Annotated in this window: 12 protein-coding genes and 1 riboswitch; of the genes, 4 read left to right on the plus strand and 8 right to left on the minus strand. The window is 46.7% G+C overall.

Annotated features, from left to right (window positions below; translation table 11 throughout):
* Positions 1-260: 260 nt before the first annotated feature.
* From ACFSUO_RS14215 to ACFSUO_RS14230, 4 genes are all read left to right on the plus strand, one after another.
* A complete protein-coding gene (locus ACFSUO_RS14215) occupies positions 261-1,043 on the plus strand; it encodes an ABC transporter ATP-binding protein (RefSeq protein ID WP_382395241.1) in 783 nt (260 codons plus the stop codon).
* On the plus strand, positions 1,027-1,788 hold the full coding sequence (locus tag ACFSUO_RS14220; RefSeq protein WP_382395243.1) for an ABC transporter permease: 762 nt from the start codon (positions 1,027-1,029) through the stop codon (positions 1,786-1,788). Before ACFSUO_RS14215 ends, ACFSUO_RS14220 begins: the two co-directional genes overlap by 17 nt.
* A 120-nt stretch (positions 1,789-1,908) precedes the next feature.
* Positions 1,909-2,901 (plus strand): ABC transporter substrate-binding protein, encoded by a 993-nt coding sequence (locus ACFSUO_RS14225; RefSeq protein ID WP_382395245.1) that lies wholly within the window; start codon positions 1,909-1,911, stop codon positions 2,899-2,901.
* Between the two features lie 187 nt (positions 2,902-3,088).
* Positions 3,089-3,649, plus strand: a complete 561-nt coding sequence (locus tag ACFSUO_RS14230) for a hypothetical protein (RefSeq protein ID WP_382395247.1) — start codon at positions 3,089-3,091, stop codon at positions 3,647-3,649.
* A gap of 86 nt (positions 3,650-3,735) precedes the next feature.
* Here ACFSUO_RS14230 and trpB read toward each other — a convergent pair whose 3' ends face one another.
* The 8 genes from trpB to ACFSUO_RS14270 all read right to left on the minus strand — a co-directional run bounded on the left by trpB (position 3,736) and on the right by ACFSUO_RS14270 (position 14,096).
* Entirely contained in the window at positions 3,736-4,902 is a 1,167-nt protein-coding gene (gene trpB / locus ACFSUO_RS14235; protein WP_382395249.1) for a tryptophan synthase subunit beta, read from the minus strand.
* A 217-nt stretch (positions 4,903-5,119) separates the two neighbouring features.
* A complete protein-coding gene (locus tag ACFSUO_RS14240; RefSeq protein ID WP_382395251.1) occupies positions 5,120-6,319 on the minus strand; it encodes a M20 metallopeptidase family protein in 1,200 nt (399 codons plus the stop codon).
* A gap of 52 nt (positions 6,320-6,371) precedes the next feature.
* Positions 6,372-7,772, minus strand: coding sequence for a YfcC family protein (locus ACFSUO_RS14245; protein ID WP_382395253.1), 1,401 nt, complete (start codon positions 7,770-7,772; stop codon positions 6,372-6,374).
* Positions 7,773-8,054: 282 nt separating this feature from the next.
* A riboswitch (Lysine riboswitch) is annotated at positions 8,055-8,228 on the minus strand.
* A 329-nt stretch (positions 8,229-8,557) separates the two neighbouring features.
* On the minus strand, positions 8,558-10,105 hold the full coding sequence (gene pruA, locus ACFSUO_RS14250; RefSeq protein ID WP_382395255.1) for an L-glutamate gamma-semialdehyde dehydrogenase: 1,548 nt from the start codon (positions 10,103-10,105) through the stop codon (positions 8,558-8,560).
* 159 nt (positions 10,106-10,264) lie between these two features.
* Positions 10,265-10,564 carry a hypothetical protein gene (locus ACFSUO_RS14255; RefSeq protein WP_382395257.1) on the minus strand — a complete coding sequence of 100 codons (300 nt, stop codon included), beginning with the start codon at positions 10,562-10,564 and terminating at the stop codon, positions 10,265-10,267.
* A gap of 126 nt (positions 10,565-10,690) precedes the next feature.
* A complete protein-coding gene (gene rbsB / locus ACFSUO_RS14260; protein WP_382395259.1) occupies positions 10,691-11,635 on the minus strand; it encodes a ribose ABC transporter substrate-binding protein RbsB in 945 nt (314 codons plus the stop codon).
* 23 nt (positions 11,636-11,658) lie between these two features.
* Complete coding sequence (locus ACFSUO_RS14265) at positions 11,659-12,594, minus strand: ABC transporter permease subunit (RefSeq protein ID WP_382395261.1); 936 nt, start codon at positions 12,592-12,594, stop codon at positions 11,659-11,661.
* Positions 12,595-12,596: 2 nt separating this feature from the next.
* Positions 12,597-14,096 (minus strand): sugar ABC transporter ATP-binding protein, encoded by a 1,500-nt coding sequence (locus ACFSUO_RS14270; RefSeq protein ID WP_382395263.1) that lies wholly within the window; start codon positions 14,094-14,096, stop codon positions 12,597-12,599.
* Between the last annotated feature and the right edge of the window lie 14 nt (positions 14,097-14,110).

A 14,110-nucleotide genomic window follows, 5' to 3' on the forward strand; every position in this document is an offset into this window, starting at 1 on the left:
ATTTATTTGATGAAAATGTAATTTGGCGAAACCGCTTGGGCGACAAACAATTGCACTTTTCTACTAAGTTTCAATGAATAATTCAGGTTTATGGATGACCTTATAAGAAATACTTCGGCACTCGCTATAAAACAAGGCGAATGCCGATTTTTTTTGGGCAATTTACCTATTGGTTTTTTTGTATATCCATGGTAAAATGCTTAAAACACATATTTCCGATAAAGATAATATGAATTAATTCGGAGTAGGGGTGAAGAGGTATGTACCTGGACATTGATAACGTCAGCAAGTCTTTTCAGCGCCATGGAGAACAGCCGCTCACGGCGCTTGAAAATATTAATCTTTCCATTGAAGAGGGGGAATTCGTATCCTTACTTGGCCCATCCGGCTGCGGTAAGTCAACATTGTTGTCCATGATTGCCGGACTGTCTCACCCATCTTCCGGCACCGCCAAGCTTGCCAATCAGGAAATAACGGAGCCGGGGCCGGACAAAAGCATGGTTTTCCAGGAACCGGCTTTATTTCCATGGATGTCGGTAAAAGAAAATGTCACGTTTCCATTGCGCAAAAGTATGAACAAACAGGATAGAGAAAACGCTGCCCGCCTATACCTGAAAATGGTCCACCTCAGCCAGTTTGCCGGAAATTACCCGCACGAACTCTCCGGCGGCATGCAGCAGCGGGTTGCCATTGCAAGGGCACTGGCCATGGATTCCAAACTGCTCCTGATGGATGAACCGTTCGGGGCATTGGATGAACAGACACGCCATGTACTGCAGGAGGAAGTAGACAAAATCTGGCTGGACACCAGAAAAACGATCGTATTTGTCACCCACAGCATCCGCGAAGCTATTAAACTATCGGACCGCGTGATCATTATGAGTGCCCGGCCAGGAACCATCATCTCTGATTTTAATGTGGACTTGAACAGACCAAGGCAGCAAAAAGATATGGCACTTCTTGAGGAAGAAGTTATGGCCATGTTGAAAACAGAAATCGACAACGTCATGAAAGAGGAGTTGCAGCATGCCGGTAATCATTAAACGCACGTTATTTTTTATGGCACTTATTTTGATTTGGGAGGCAGTTTTCCAGCTCGATTTTTGGCCCGATTCCATGATACCAAGTCCATTTACTGTCGCAACAACTATTTATGCGGGGTTCGCGGACATGACGCTTGTCTATGATATTTTGGCCAGTTTCCGGCACCTTCTCATCGGGCTTTCCATTTCACTTGTAATTGGCACACTGCTTGGTGTGCTGCTCGCCAAGGTAAAAATAGCTGATGAAACGCTCGGCACGATGATTTTGGCCTTGCAAAGTGTGCCGAGCATTGTCTGGGTACCATTGGCAATTATCTGGTTTGGGTTCACTGAAGCATCCATCATCTTTGTTGTTATCATCGGTGGGACATTTGTCATGACAATGAACATGCGCATTGGCATTAAAAACGTTGCCCCGATTTATCTGAAAGCAGCAAGAACGATGGGCTCGAAAGGTATGGATCTTTTTATGAAGGTAATCGTTCCTGCCTCCATTCCGCATGCGGTTACCGGTGTTCGGCTGGCGTGGGCCTTCAGCTGGCGGGCATTAATGGCGGGGGAAATGCTTAGCACAGGCCCGGGACTCGGCTACACGCTCAGTTATGCATCTGATTTTAATAATATGAGTCTTGTGATCGGGATCATCATCATCATCGGCGTTATCGGCTCTATCGTCGACCAGCTTATCTTCCAGCGCATGGAAAATAAAGTGCTGAAACGTTGGGGCATGGAAGAGGCAGCGTAACACCAGCATCCGCCCCGCTTTTAAGGGGAATTATCAGCAGCCGATTCATTGAAATCAATCGACCAGCAAAGGCAGGATTCATCGTTTCCATTTCAAAACATCAGAAAGGGGATTTTTAAGTTGAAAAAACTTGTGGGAATTTTTATGATTGGAGCTCTTCTTATCCTGGGAGCCTGCGGTGGCAGCAGTGAAACATCAGGCGATGGCGAAAAAGAAACAGTCACCATCGGCCACTTTCCAAACTTGAATCACGCACCAGCAATGGTAGCCAAGCAAAAAGAAATGTATGAAGACCACCTAGGTGACAATGTCAACGTAGAGTATCAAACGTTTCCGGACGGTTCTACATTTATGAAAGCACTGGCATCCGGTGACATCGAAGGCGGATTAGTCGGGCCAGGGCCTGCCATGAACAGCTTCATTTCCGGTGTAGACGTTCAGATAATCGGCGCATCATCAACCGGCGGGACCGTTATCGTATCCCGTGACGGAAGCGGTATCAAGTCATGGGAAGACATTAAAGGGAAAACATTCATCTCACCGCGCGTCGGATGCACGCATGATGTACAGTTTGAGACATACATGAAAGATAAAGGAATCACCTCAGATCGGATTGGCGGATCTATGAAGCATGTGACCGGCGAACCTGCGCGTTATAAGTCCATGTTCGAAAAAGGAGATGTGGATGTTGCGACAGCACCCGAACCATGGGCGTCCGTTATGGAAGCAAAAGTGGATGCCAACGTCGTCATCCCGACCAGTGAAGTATCCTTTGGTGAAACATTGCCAGCTGCCGTATTCGTAACATCATCTGACATGGCCGAAAACAACAGTGAGCAAATCCAAAAACTAATCGACGCCCACAAAGAAGCTGTCAAGTATGTTAATAATAATCCAGATGAAGCAATCGACATCACCATCAATGGCATTGCCGACATCACCGGCCAGGAACTCGAAAAAAGTGTCATGGAAAACGCCTGGAAACGCACCAACTTCACCTATAAAGTAAACGAAGAAGTCATCCAGGAATTTGGCAACTCTTCCTATGATCTGCAATTCCTGAAAGAAAAACCCGACTTCACCGGATTCGTCAACAAAACCTTTATTCAATAGGGACATGGTGACAGTACATTGTCCCACCAAGAAATATAAATCAAGGCGCCGGTACCGCAAAAAAGCTGTTGATCCAAAAAAGGGTTAGCAGCTTTTTTCTTTATTCTTTTCTCAATCTTTGTGCCCTATTACATAAAATCCCCCGTTACGAACAATCTAATGTTGAAAAAATAAAGGAGGTACTTTGATGAGCAATCAGTTTGAAGACTACGTACAAAATGTAATATCTGCTTGGCCAATCGTGCAAAAAGAAGGTGCCATGCTAACCATTGAAAAATATGGCTACCCCCAGGAGGCTACAGAAAGTCTTTTGATTTGGTATAATAATGGACCGTGGAAACGAACAACGGTATTCCGTGACGCGTACACACACAACTGGCCTTCCCCACATCCGGATTTTCTCGCAAACACTATTGATTATAAATTACCGGAAGAGGCTTATTCAAAAATTGCACGTTATGACGGAAGTGGGTATGCTTTCCGTACAAGAGGAGAGCTAACCGTAAACTGCGATAAGGAAGAAAATAACATTTTATCTTTCAACATCATCCATGATATTGCTACTGGGAAACGATCGGTCGATGAGGCAAAATTGTTTTACACGAACACATGGGATAACTACTATCTCCACAATATACCGTCACCTTATATGGAAAAATTGCTATTTACACCACAAGGGTATACGGCAGATCCTGACGTTCCAACAACACAGGTTGTACCCGGATATCTAAAGGGGAAAAATTTTTAGTAGCATGCAACGGTAATCGTTGGGATTTCATATAAAAATAAAACAATGGAAGAGGGTTTTTTAACCCTCTTCCACACTTTTTCCATTCATCCGAGCTTTTCAAACACTTGCTGGACGTCTTTATCGCCGCGTCCAGAGAGGTTTACAATGATTGCTTCATCTTTGGGCAGTTCTTTTGCCAGTTTCATTGCTTGTGCCACTGCGTGTGAACTTTCCAGCGCTGGGATGATGCCTTCTGTTCGGGACAGTTCCCGGAAGGCTTCTAGTGCTTCCTCACCGGAAACGGTCACATACTCAGCCCGGCCGCTCGTCTTCAAATGGCTGTGTTCCGGTCCGACACCAGGATAGTCTAAACCGGCCGCGACGGAATAAGTTGGCTTCGGTTCGCCATTCTCATCAAGCAGCGTGATGCATTTAAACCCGTGGATCACAGCAGGTTCCCCTTCCGTGATGGTCGGTGCCTCCGCCGGTTCCGCACCGATAAGCCGTACATCCTCTTCGTCAATATAATGTGCAAACGCGCCAATCGCATTGCTTCCGCCGCCGACACAGGCAACAACGGCAGCTGGAAGTTTTCCTTCTGTTTCCAGTATCTGCCGTTTGGACTCCTCACTGATGACCGACTGGAAATACTTTACCATACTTGGATATGGATGCGGACCGACTGCAGATCCCAGAAGATAAAATGTGTTCTCATGGTTCGCCACAAGATCCCCGAGCGCCTCATCGACGGCATCTTTCAGGCGGCCCTGCCCTTTTTCAACCGGGATTACTTCCGCGCCAAGCAGTTCCATCCTGAAAACATTCAGTGCCTGCCGTTCCGTGTCCAGTTTGCCCATATAAACCGTGCATGGCATACCGAACATCGCCGCGGCCGTTGCCGTTGCAACCCCATGCTGACCTGCACCGGTTTCAGCAATAATCCGGCTGGCGCCCATCCGCTTCGCCAAAAGGATCTGGCCAATCACGTTATTAATCTTATGTGCACCCGTATGGTTCAGATCTTCCCGTTTCAAATAAATCTTTGCCCCGCCGATTTTTTCCGTCAGGTTGCCTGCAAACGTAAGCGGATTTTCACGGCCGACATACGCATCCATATAGTACCTGAACTCTGCTTCAAATTCCGGATCATCGCGGTATCGTTCAAATGCATCGGCAACTTCCGATAAAACGTTTTTTAAATCATCCGGGACGTAGCTGCCCCCGAATTCACCGAAATAACCTGTTTCTGCTAGTACCTCTTTGCTCGTCATAACTCAACTCAACTCCTCTAAACTAATCTCGGCATTCCAATTTTACAAAATACTTGTAAACTATTGTATCATGCTGCCTAGATTTTGCAACGTTATTTATGACAGTACCATCCAATCGAGCTAAACGTTTCAATTCGAGCGAGATCCATCCCAAATCGAGCGATGCGCCACTCAATTCGAGCGAGATCCGCCCCAAATCGAGCAACGCACCACCAAACTACTCCCCGTCCGGCTTTATCTCTCCGTCCGACAAATAATTCAATACGGAACTGATGAACACTTTCCCGATATTCAGCATGGCACGCTCATCCGCATTGAACATCGGATGGTGATGCGGGTAGACGGCACCAATATCTGGATTTTGTCCGCCTGCAATAAAGTAAACGCCAGGGATTTCTTCCTGATAATAAGCGTAATCTTCACTGCCCATCATCGGTGCCATTTCATGAACATTGTCTGCTCCAACAACCAGCCTGGCCATTTTTTCAATCCGCCCCGCTTCTTCCGGATCATTATACATCGACGGGCAGTCGCGGATGTAATCGATATTTACACCAGCCCCGACTGCTTCACATGTTGATTTGGCAATCTGTTTCAGTGCATTCTCAACCATATCCCGCACTTCCGCATCATACGTACGGACCGTTCCTCTAATCACGGCTTTATCGGGAATGACGTTATTCGCCCCTCCACTCTGAAAAGAACCGACCGTGACAGCTGCTGCCTGCTGCGGGCTGACGCGGCGGCTGACAATCTGTTGCAGGTTCACAACAAGCTGGCTTGCTGTCACGAGTGGATCAACAGTTGTATGCGGCGATGATCCATGACCGCCCTGGCCCAATACTTCAATTTCAAAATCATCCTGCGCCGATGAAGCATATCCTTCACGGACGCTTACTGTTCCGAACGGCTCATCTGCCATCACATGCGCACCATAAATCATATCCACACCGTCAAGACAGCCATCATCAATCATAAATTTCGCGCCGCCTGGTGTTATTTCTTCAGCAAACTGATGAACAAACACAATCGTTCCCGGAATTTCGTCACGTACACTGCTCAACACCTTTGCCACACCTAACAGTCCTGCCGTATGCAGGTCGTGGCCGCATGCATGCATAACCCCAGGTACCTGAGATTTATAATCGACATCCTTCTCATCCTGGATCGGCAGGGCGTCAAAATCAGCCCGCAGTGCAATTGTTTTGCCGGGTTTACCGCCTTTCAGCGTGCCAACAACCCCTCTGCCGCCGACACCAGTACGGACGTCAATGCCCAGCCCTTTCAGGAATTCGGCAATTTTTTCCGGTGTCCGTTCTTCGTGATGTGATAACTCAGGATGCATATGCAGGTCACGTCGAAAATCAACCATCTCCGGGTATTGCTCTTCCAATTTTGCAAATAAACTTTCTATCATTGCTTGTTCCTCCTCTAAAGTTCGCAACTACCGTTCATTCCTGTCCATTATATCAGGAAACCCAAAGAAACATGTGTGCAATGGTCACAAAAATTGCCCCAATCGCATACTGAATCACAATCAATGGCCAGATCCACTTGAACCATTTCACCCAGGATATGCGCGCCATGGCCAGTCCTGCCAGTAGCAAACCACTTGTCGGAGCGATAATATTGGAAATGCCATCCCCCATTTGATAAGCGAGGACTGCCGTTTGCCGGCTGACACCAAGCAAGTCAGCGAGCGGGGTCATGATTGGCATACTTAATGCTGCCTGTCCGCTGCCGGATGTCACAATAAAGTTTAACAAGGACTGTGTAGCGTACATGCCAATGGCTGCAAACTGGGCTGGCATACCGGAAACAAAATCAGTAATACCATACAAAATCGTGTCAATAACGCTGGCATTTTGCAAAATGACAAGAGCACCATATGCAAAACCAACAACTAGCGCCCCAACAACTAGCTCCTCGCAGCCTTTCACGAATTTTTCCGCGATCTCATTGACTCTCATGCGATTGACAACGCCGATGACCACTCCCATAACAAGAAACAATGCGGCAATCTCCGTCATATACCAGCCATGCTGAATAATGCCATACCCCAGGACAACCAGCGTCATAACCAATACAGCAAGTGTAGCCCAGTGCCGTTTTGTTAGTGTTTGCTGATTGATTCCATCTGTGTCAAGATTCCGCATTTGGTCTTCTTTATAGACAACACTTTTGGACGGATCAGCTTTAATTTTCCGTGCATACAGCATCACATAGACAATGCTGACCACTATGAAAACAATCCCAAAGACAATTCTTGGACCCATTCCCGAAAACAGTGGTAAACCTGCTATCCCTTGAGCGACCCCTATCGTAAATGGATTGGCAAAAGCAGTCGTGAAACCTGCCGAAACCCCAACAAGTACGCTCGCTGTTCCCACAATCGAGTCAAAACCAAGCTTCATCGCAATTGGAATCATAATCAAAATAAAGGGCAATGCCTCTTCAAACATCGCGAAGCTGGCACCGGAAACACCAAAAAAGAGCATAACAACCGGAATCAGATAGATCTCTTTCCCCATAACTTTCGAGGAAATACTGCCAAGTGCCGCTTCAATTGTGTTGGTTGCCTTGAAAATACCAAATGAACCACCAACAATAAAAATAAAGAATATAATAGCTGCAGCGTCCACCATTCCCTGATGAACAGCCTGAAAAATTTCCATAAACCCTGCAGGAATTGCCTCCACTGGATGATAACTTCCATCAACGACAACCGTTTGACCATCATCATTCGTTGTCCGGTCATATTCACCGCCTGGAATGAAATACGTGCTGACGGCTATCAGAACCATTAGCGTAAACAAAATGACAAATGGGTGCGGTGCTGTAAATAGCCTCTTACGCTTAATTTTCTCCATGCCTGTTCCCCCTAAAGATTAGTAAACTGTTATATTTGCATCAGACAAACACATTACTAGCACTATTTATTGCCTTGCTAAAAGGCTCTCGTTGCACTTATGCACTTTCTTAACTGCCAAAAAAAACACCCCCTGAAATTAGGGAGTGCACGGATTTTCTAAGCGGGAGGGGAATTGACAGCTGCCAGATTTCGGAACGGGTGGAAAAACATTCCCGAAATACAAAAAAACAATGACAGGAAAATAACCAATCATTGTTTCACCAACTATCGTTATCCTCCATCGATCAGTAGTTCTCCATGCACTCATAGCATGACAGTACACCCCTTTTTCAGAAATGCACCAGCGATGATAAGCCCGACACTCATCATGCTTCGGCAAACAATCCTTTCCGCAGCGATCACCGTTGTCATCCTCGCACTGCCTACTCATATTGCCTGCACCTCTACCTCACCGAACTGAGGTTGCCTATGTAATTATATCGTTTACTATACGATAGATTTGCTGATGATGCAAGGGTTTTTTTAAAGAAGTCTTTCATTCTCTATGGTTAGCGTAGCAAAGATAACAATCTTTTTAGAAGACAGCCTTAAGAAAGATGTGAACTTTATCATTCTAGTTGTGAACTTTAGCGGGATCTATTGTGAACTTTATCATTTCGCGCGTGAACTTTAGCAAACTTACTGTGAACTTTAGCATCCTGCAGCTAACAGCATAAATGCGGCACCCCTCCGACAAAAAATGAGCGGCAGTTGATTAAACCACCGCTCATTTATTAAATTCACTTACCAGGATTCCGAAATTGTTTTCGGAGCCAGGAAGTTCAAGAGGTAATCCGGTCCGCCGGCTTTGGCGTCAGTACCGGACATTTTGAATCCGCCAAACGGCTGATAGCCAACAATGGAGCCTGTGCAGCCGCGGTTGAAGTAGAGGTTACCCACTTCAAACTCATGACGGGCACGGTTCAAGTGTGCACGGTTGTTGGAAATAACCGCACCAGTCAGGGCATACTCGGTATTATTGGCGATATCCAACAGTTCGTCAAAGTCTTTTGCTTTAGCAAAGCCGACAACCGGGCCAAAGATCTCTTCCTGCATGATACGTGCTTCCGGATCAAGGTCTTTGATCATGGTCGGATAGATAAAGTAGCCTTTGGAATCGTCGGTTTCCCCGCCAAAGACGAGTTCGCCTTCCTGTTTGCCTACTTCGATATAGTCTTTGATTTTATCAAACTGTTTCTGGTTGACGACGGCACCCATGTAGATGTCTTCTTCGCCAGGGTTGCCTACTGTAATGCCTTTTGCTTCTTCAACGGCTTTTTCAAGCACTTCATCATAAACATCCTGATGAATGATGGCACGGGAGCATGCAGAGCATTTCTGACCCTGGAACCCGAATGCAGAATCAACAATTGATTTTGCCGCTAAATCAAGGTCAGCATCTTTATCAACAATAATCGTATCCTTGCCGCCCATTTCTGCGACAACGCGTTTCAGATGTGTCTGGCCTTCGTGTACTTCTGAAGCACGCTTATAAATGCGTGTGCCAGTTGCACGTGAGCCGGTGAAGTTAATGAAATGCGTATCTTTATGATCAACTAGATAGTCACCAATATCTTCCGGATTGCCTGGCAGGAAGTTGACAACGCCACTTGGCAGGCCAGCTTCTTCCAGAATTTCAACCAGTTTGTAAGCAATAACCGGTGTATTTTCGGATGGTTTCATCAGTACCGGGTTACCGGCAACAACCGGTCCTACCGTTGTTCCGCATACAATCGCAAACGCGAAGTTCCATGGCGGAATAACGACACCGGGACCAAGCGGCTGGTAAAAGAATGTGTTATTCTCACCTGGACGGTCATTGATTTCACGGCCTTGTCCAAGACGTAGCATCTGACGGCCATAATATTCCAGGAAGTCTATGCCTTCTGCTGTATCCGCATCAGACTGATCCCATGGCTTGTTCGCTTCATAAGACATCCAAGCAGAGATTTCATGCTTGCGGCGGCGCGCAATGGCAGCGGCCTTGAACAGCACTTCCGCACGTTCTTCAGCAGTCCATTTCTTCCACTCTTTAAACGCATTTTTAGCAGCATCCATAGCTTTTTCGACATGCTCTTTTGTCGCCATTGATGCCCTTCCGATAACCTGTTCTTTATTCGCAGGGTTGACGGAAATCAGCTTATCATCGGTATAAACTTTCTCACCGCCGATAACCAGCGGATAATCTTTGCCTAGTTCACTCTCTACTTTTTTGAGAGCGGCTTCATAATCGGCGCGGTTTTGCTCATTGCTGAAATCAGTAAATGGTTCATGCTTGTATGGCAATACCACATGAATACCCCCTTCTCCTATTTCGATTAGTACGTCGATTCATTAATAGTTTACTATATTTCTATTTGAAAACGCAACCAGAACAGTTTATGATCTTATCCGAAAAAAGCAGCGGTTTGCCCGACATGGCGGCCGCTGCTTTTTTCGATACCACGAACGTTATTCATGCTTCTCACTATGAACTGTTTCCTCATGAAAAATTTCCACGTCCGTATGATCATGAGTATCACAATAATAGACAACTGATTTCAGTTTGTGGGATATGTCACAAGTCCGCGTTCGCTGTATAAGATTTTTCCAGTACGTGTATTCATGGGACCCCGCATCGACCGTTTCGACATGTGTACTGTACTCTACCCAGTTGTGCGCCTCACTGTTTTCCTTCGCTGCTGCTGTACTGAACCCGGGATGAAGGCAGACCAGCATGATCACAGTCATTTGTATGCTAAGCCATCGCATTGTCATCACCACTCTATAGTTTAAACTCCATGCTTAGGTTGGCTTATTGGCGCCAAAATATACCATCACCTTCAAATCAAAAAAAGAGCCACATCACCGTGTGACATGACTCTTCTCAACTTTCACTTATTCCGTTACCATTTTCAGTTCAACCGGGATGAATTCATCGATGTATTCCCCGCCGGCAACGCTCGCTGCTGCTTCAATTGCTTTTTCGCCAATCACTTCCGGCTGCTGGGCAATCGTAGCATCCATAGTACCTTCTTTTACAGCGGCACGGGCGTCATCCGTGGCATCAAAGCCGACAACGATGACATCTTCCAGCATGCCGTTGGATTGGAGTGCTTCTACTGCTCCAAGTGCCATTTCATCGTTGTGAGCAAATACAGCATCCATGTCATCCGAACCCTGAATGATATTTTCCATGACAGTCAGTCCTTCAGAACGGTTAAAGTTTGCTGTCTGTTGGGCAACAACTTCCAGACCATCAATGGAATCCACGATATTATGGAAGCCTTCCCCTCTTTCTCTTGTCGCAGATGCACCGGGTACACCCTGGAGCTCAACCAATTTTCCACTTTCTTCTAACTGTTCAGCGATAAACTCGCCAGCCATTTCCCCGCCGGACACGTTATCAGACGCAATGTGAGTGGCCACTTCTCCGCCGGCTGCACTGCGGTCAACTGTAATGACCGGCACATCTTGTTCGTTCGCTGATTCAATCGCGGTTGCAACAGCCTCGGAATCAACAGGGTTCACCAGTAATACATCAACATTTTGCTGCAGCAGGTCCTCAATATCGCTCAGCTGTGTGGACGCATCATCCTGTGCATCGGTTACCACTATATCATAGCCAGCCTCGTCTGCAGCGGCCTCCGCACCTTCACGCAAGGTAACGAAAAACGGATTGTTCAGTGTAGAAATGGACAGGCCAATTTTAATCGAATCATCTGATTCCCCATCTGAACTTTCTCCACTGTCTTCCGATGAACCCGGACTGTCTGTGGAACAAGCCCCTAATACCAATACCAAAACTGCCAGTAATCCCAAACCTTTCAGCCATTTAGCCATCTTTAACTCCTCCTTCAAATAGTTTAATTTGATTTTCTATCCATCAACACTGCAAGCAGTATGACGCCGCCTTTCACAATCTGCTGATAGAACGACGAGACATTCAACAGGTTCAGCCCGTTATCGATAACACCGATGATCAGTGCTCCGACGAGGGTTCCGAAGATGCGTCCGCGTCCCCCCATCAGACTCGTTCCGCCAATAACGACTGCTGCAATGGCATCAAGCTCAAACATTTGGCCGGCAGTAGGCTGTGCTGAGTTCAGCCGGCTCGTTAAAATGATTCCCGCCAGCACCGAGAGCATTCCGGTCAGCGAGTACACCCATATTTTCACCCGGTCCGCTTTAATACCGGACAATATCGATGCTTCCTCATTGCCGCCGACCGCGTACACTTGCCGGCCGAAGACGGTTTTTGTTAAAATGAAATAGAGTACTAGAAATACACCAAGCATCAAAATGACCGGAAATGGAATGCCGAATACATAGCCGCCGCCAATCATTTCAAACACAAAACTATCGGACAGTCCCGTTATCGGCATGCCATCCGTATAAACAAGCGTCGCACCACGGTAAATGGTCATCGTCGCCAGTGTCGCAATAAACGGCGCTACTTTCCCTTTCGTAATGATCAGCCCGTTGACAGCACCTAAGCCAAGGCCAATCAGCAGTCCGAGGAAAACACCCAGAACCGGATCCATGCCGCTTGCCAGCATGCCCGCTGTCAGTGCACTTCCGAGCGCCAGGAGTGAACCGACAGACAAGTCAATGCCCGCCGTTAAAATAACAAACGTCATTCCAAATGCAATCAGCGCATTAACCGATATTTGCCGCAATAAATTAAGGATATTATCAATTGTAAAAAAGTCCTCACTCAGTACACTTAGAAAAAGAACCATGACGATGAGCCCAATTAACGGCCCCAGTTTAGAAAAATCCTGAAAAAGTTTCGCTTTCATTGTTATTCACCCCCTGCTGCTGCAGCCATAATCTTTTCCTGGTCTGCTTCTTCTCTGTTCAGTATTCCCGCAACGGTTCCTTCGTGGATGACCATAATCTGGTCACTCACACCCAAAATCTCGGGCAGTTCCGAGGAAACCATAATAATGGCCACACCACTTTCCGTCAGTTCATTCATGATTGAATAAATTTCTTTTTTAGCGCCGACATCCACCCCACGGGTAGGCTCGTCCAATATGAGCAGTTTTGGACGGATCCCGAGCCACTTGGCGATGACTACTTTTTGCTGGTTACCGCCGCTTAACGATTTTGTTTCCTGACCTGAGCCGGTCGCCTTCACACCCAGCCGATCCATCAGCTCCTGCACCAGCTGCTGCTCCCTTTTGGAGGCGATGACACCATTACTGGAAACTGATTTCAAATTTGTTAAAGCAATGTTATCGCGGATAGAGAATTCCGTTAATAACCCCTTGGATTTCCGGTCCTCCGTAATGAAGCCAATTCCCGCCTTGATTGCGTCGGACGGATGCCTGATTGTCAGTTCCTCTCCATTAAGACGCACACTTCCACGCTGTTTTTTCGCATAGCCGAAAATCGTTTCCATGATTTCCGATCTGCCGGCGCCCATCAATCCAGCCACACCGAGAATTTCTCCTTCCCGGACCGAAAAGTGTATATCGTGAAACTGCCCTTTCCTTGCCAGATCGTTCACTTCAAAAATAACGTCACCGGCTGTATGCTTCCGCTCCGGAAAACGTTCGCCAAGTTCCCGCCCAACCATCATTTTCACAATCGATTCAAAATCAAGGCTATCAATCGATTCCGTCCCGATATATTGGCCATCACGCAAAACCGTAATCCGGTCGCAGATTTGAAAAATTTCTTCCATCCGGTGGGAAATATAAATAATAGCAACACCCTGGCTCTTCAGGGACTCCACCACCTCAAACAGATTTTCAATTTCACGATCTGTTAGTGCAGCAGTCGGCTCGTCCATCACGATAAGCTCGGCATTCGTGGATATCGCTCTGGCAATTTCAATCATCTGCTGTTTTCCAACAGATAAATCACCGGCTACTTCATCCGGGTCAATGTTGGAAACACCCAGTTTTCTCAAATAGTCCGTGCATTGTTTCTTCATTTCCTTCTTGTTCAGAATGCCTGACTTGCCGTACGTGATATCTTTCCCGAGAAACATGTTTTCTGCAACCGTCAGATGCGGGATTATATTCAATTCCTGGTGGATAACCATGATCCCCTCTTGTTCCGCTTCTTTCGGATGGGAAAAATGCACCTCTTTTCCGTTCAGCTTGACCGTGCCGCCATCTCGTTTATGAATGCCGGTCAGTATTTTGATCAGTGTAGATTTACCGGCCCCATTTTCGCCGACTAATGCGTGCACCTCTCCCTGCTCAATCGAAAGGTCCACCTTTTTCAAGACTTGGTTGCCGGAAAAAGCCTTCGTAATCCCCTGCATATCAATAAATGGTGTTTCCGCCATGATTGCACCTCCAT

The sequence above is a fragment of the Lentibacillus juripiscarius genome, from assembly GCF_042685205.1.
Lineage (GTDB): Bacteria > Bacillota > Bacilli > Bacillales > Amphibacillaceae > Lentibacillus > Lentibacillus juripiscarius.

Bases quoted from the DNA above. Each gene is read 5' to 3' on its own strand.
- trpB (WP_382395249.1), bottom strand. From the start codon at position 4,902: ATGACGAGCAAAGAGGTACTAGCAGAAACAGGTTATTTCGGTGAATTC.
- rbsB (WP_382395259.1), bottom strand. From the start codon at position 11,635: ATGGCTAAATGGCTGAAAGGTTTGGGATTACTGGCAGTTTTGGTATTG.
- ACFSUO_RS14230 (WP_382395247.1), top strand. From the start codon at position 3,089: ATGAGCAATCAGTTTGAAGACTACGTACAAAATGTAATATCTGCTTGG.
- ACFSUO_RS14220 (WP_382395243.1), top strand. From the start codon at position 1,027: ATGCCGGTAATCATTAAACGCACGTTATTTTTTATGGCACTTATTTTG.
- ACFSUO_RS14265 (WP_382395261.1), bottom strand. From the start codon at position 12,594: ATGAAAGCGAAACTTTTTCAGGATTTTTCTAAACTGGGGCCGTTAATT.
- ACFSUO_RS14245 (WP_382395253.1), bottom strand. From the start codon at position 7,772: ATGGAGAAAATTAAGCGTAAGAGGCTATTTACAGCACCGCACCCATTT.
- ACFSUO_RS14240 (WP_382395251.1), bottom strand. From the start codon at position 6,319: ATGATAGAAAGTTTATTTGCAAAATTGGAAGAGCAATACCCGGAGATG.
- ACFSUO_RS14270 (WP_382395263.1), bottom strand. From the start codon at position 14,096: ATGGCGGAAACACCATTTATTGATATGCAGGGGATTACGAAGGCTTTT.
- ACFSUO_RS14215 (WP_382395241.1), top strand. From the start codon at position 261: ATGTACCTGGACATTGATAACGTCAGCAAGTCTTTTCAGCGCCATGGA.
- ACFSUO_RS14255 (WP_382395257.1), bottom strand. From the start codon at position 10,564: ATGCGATGGCTTAGCATACAAATGACTGTGATCATGCTGGTCTGCCTT.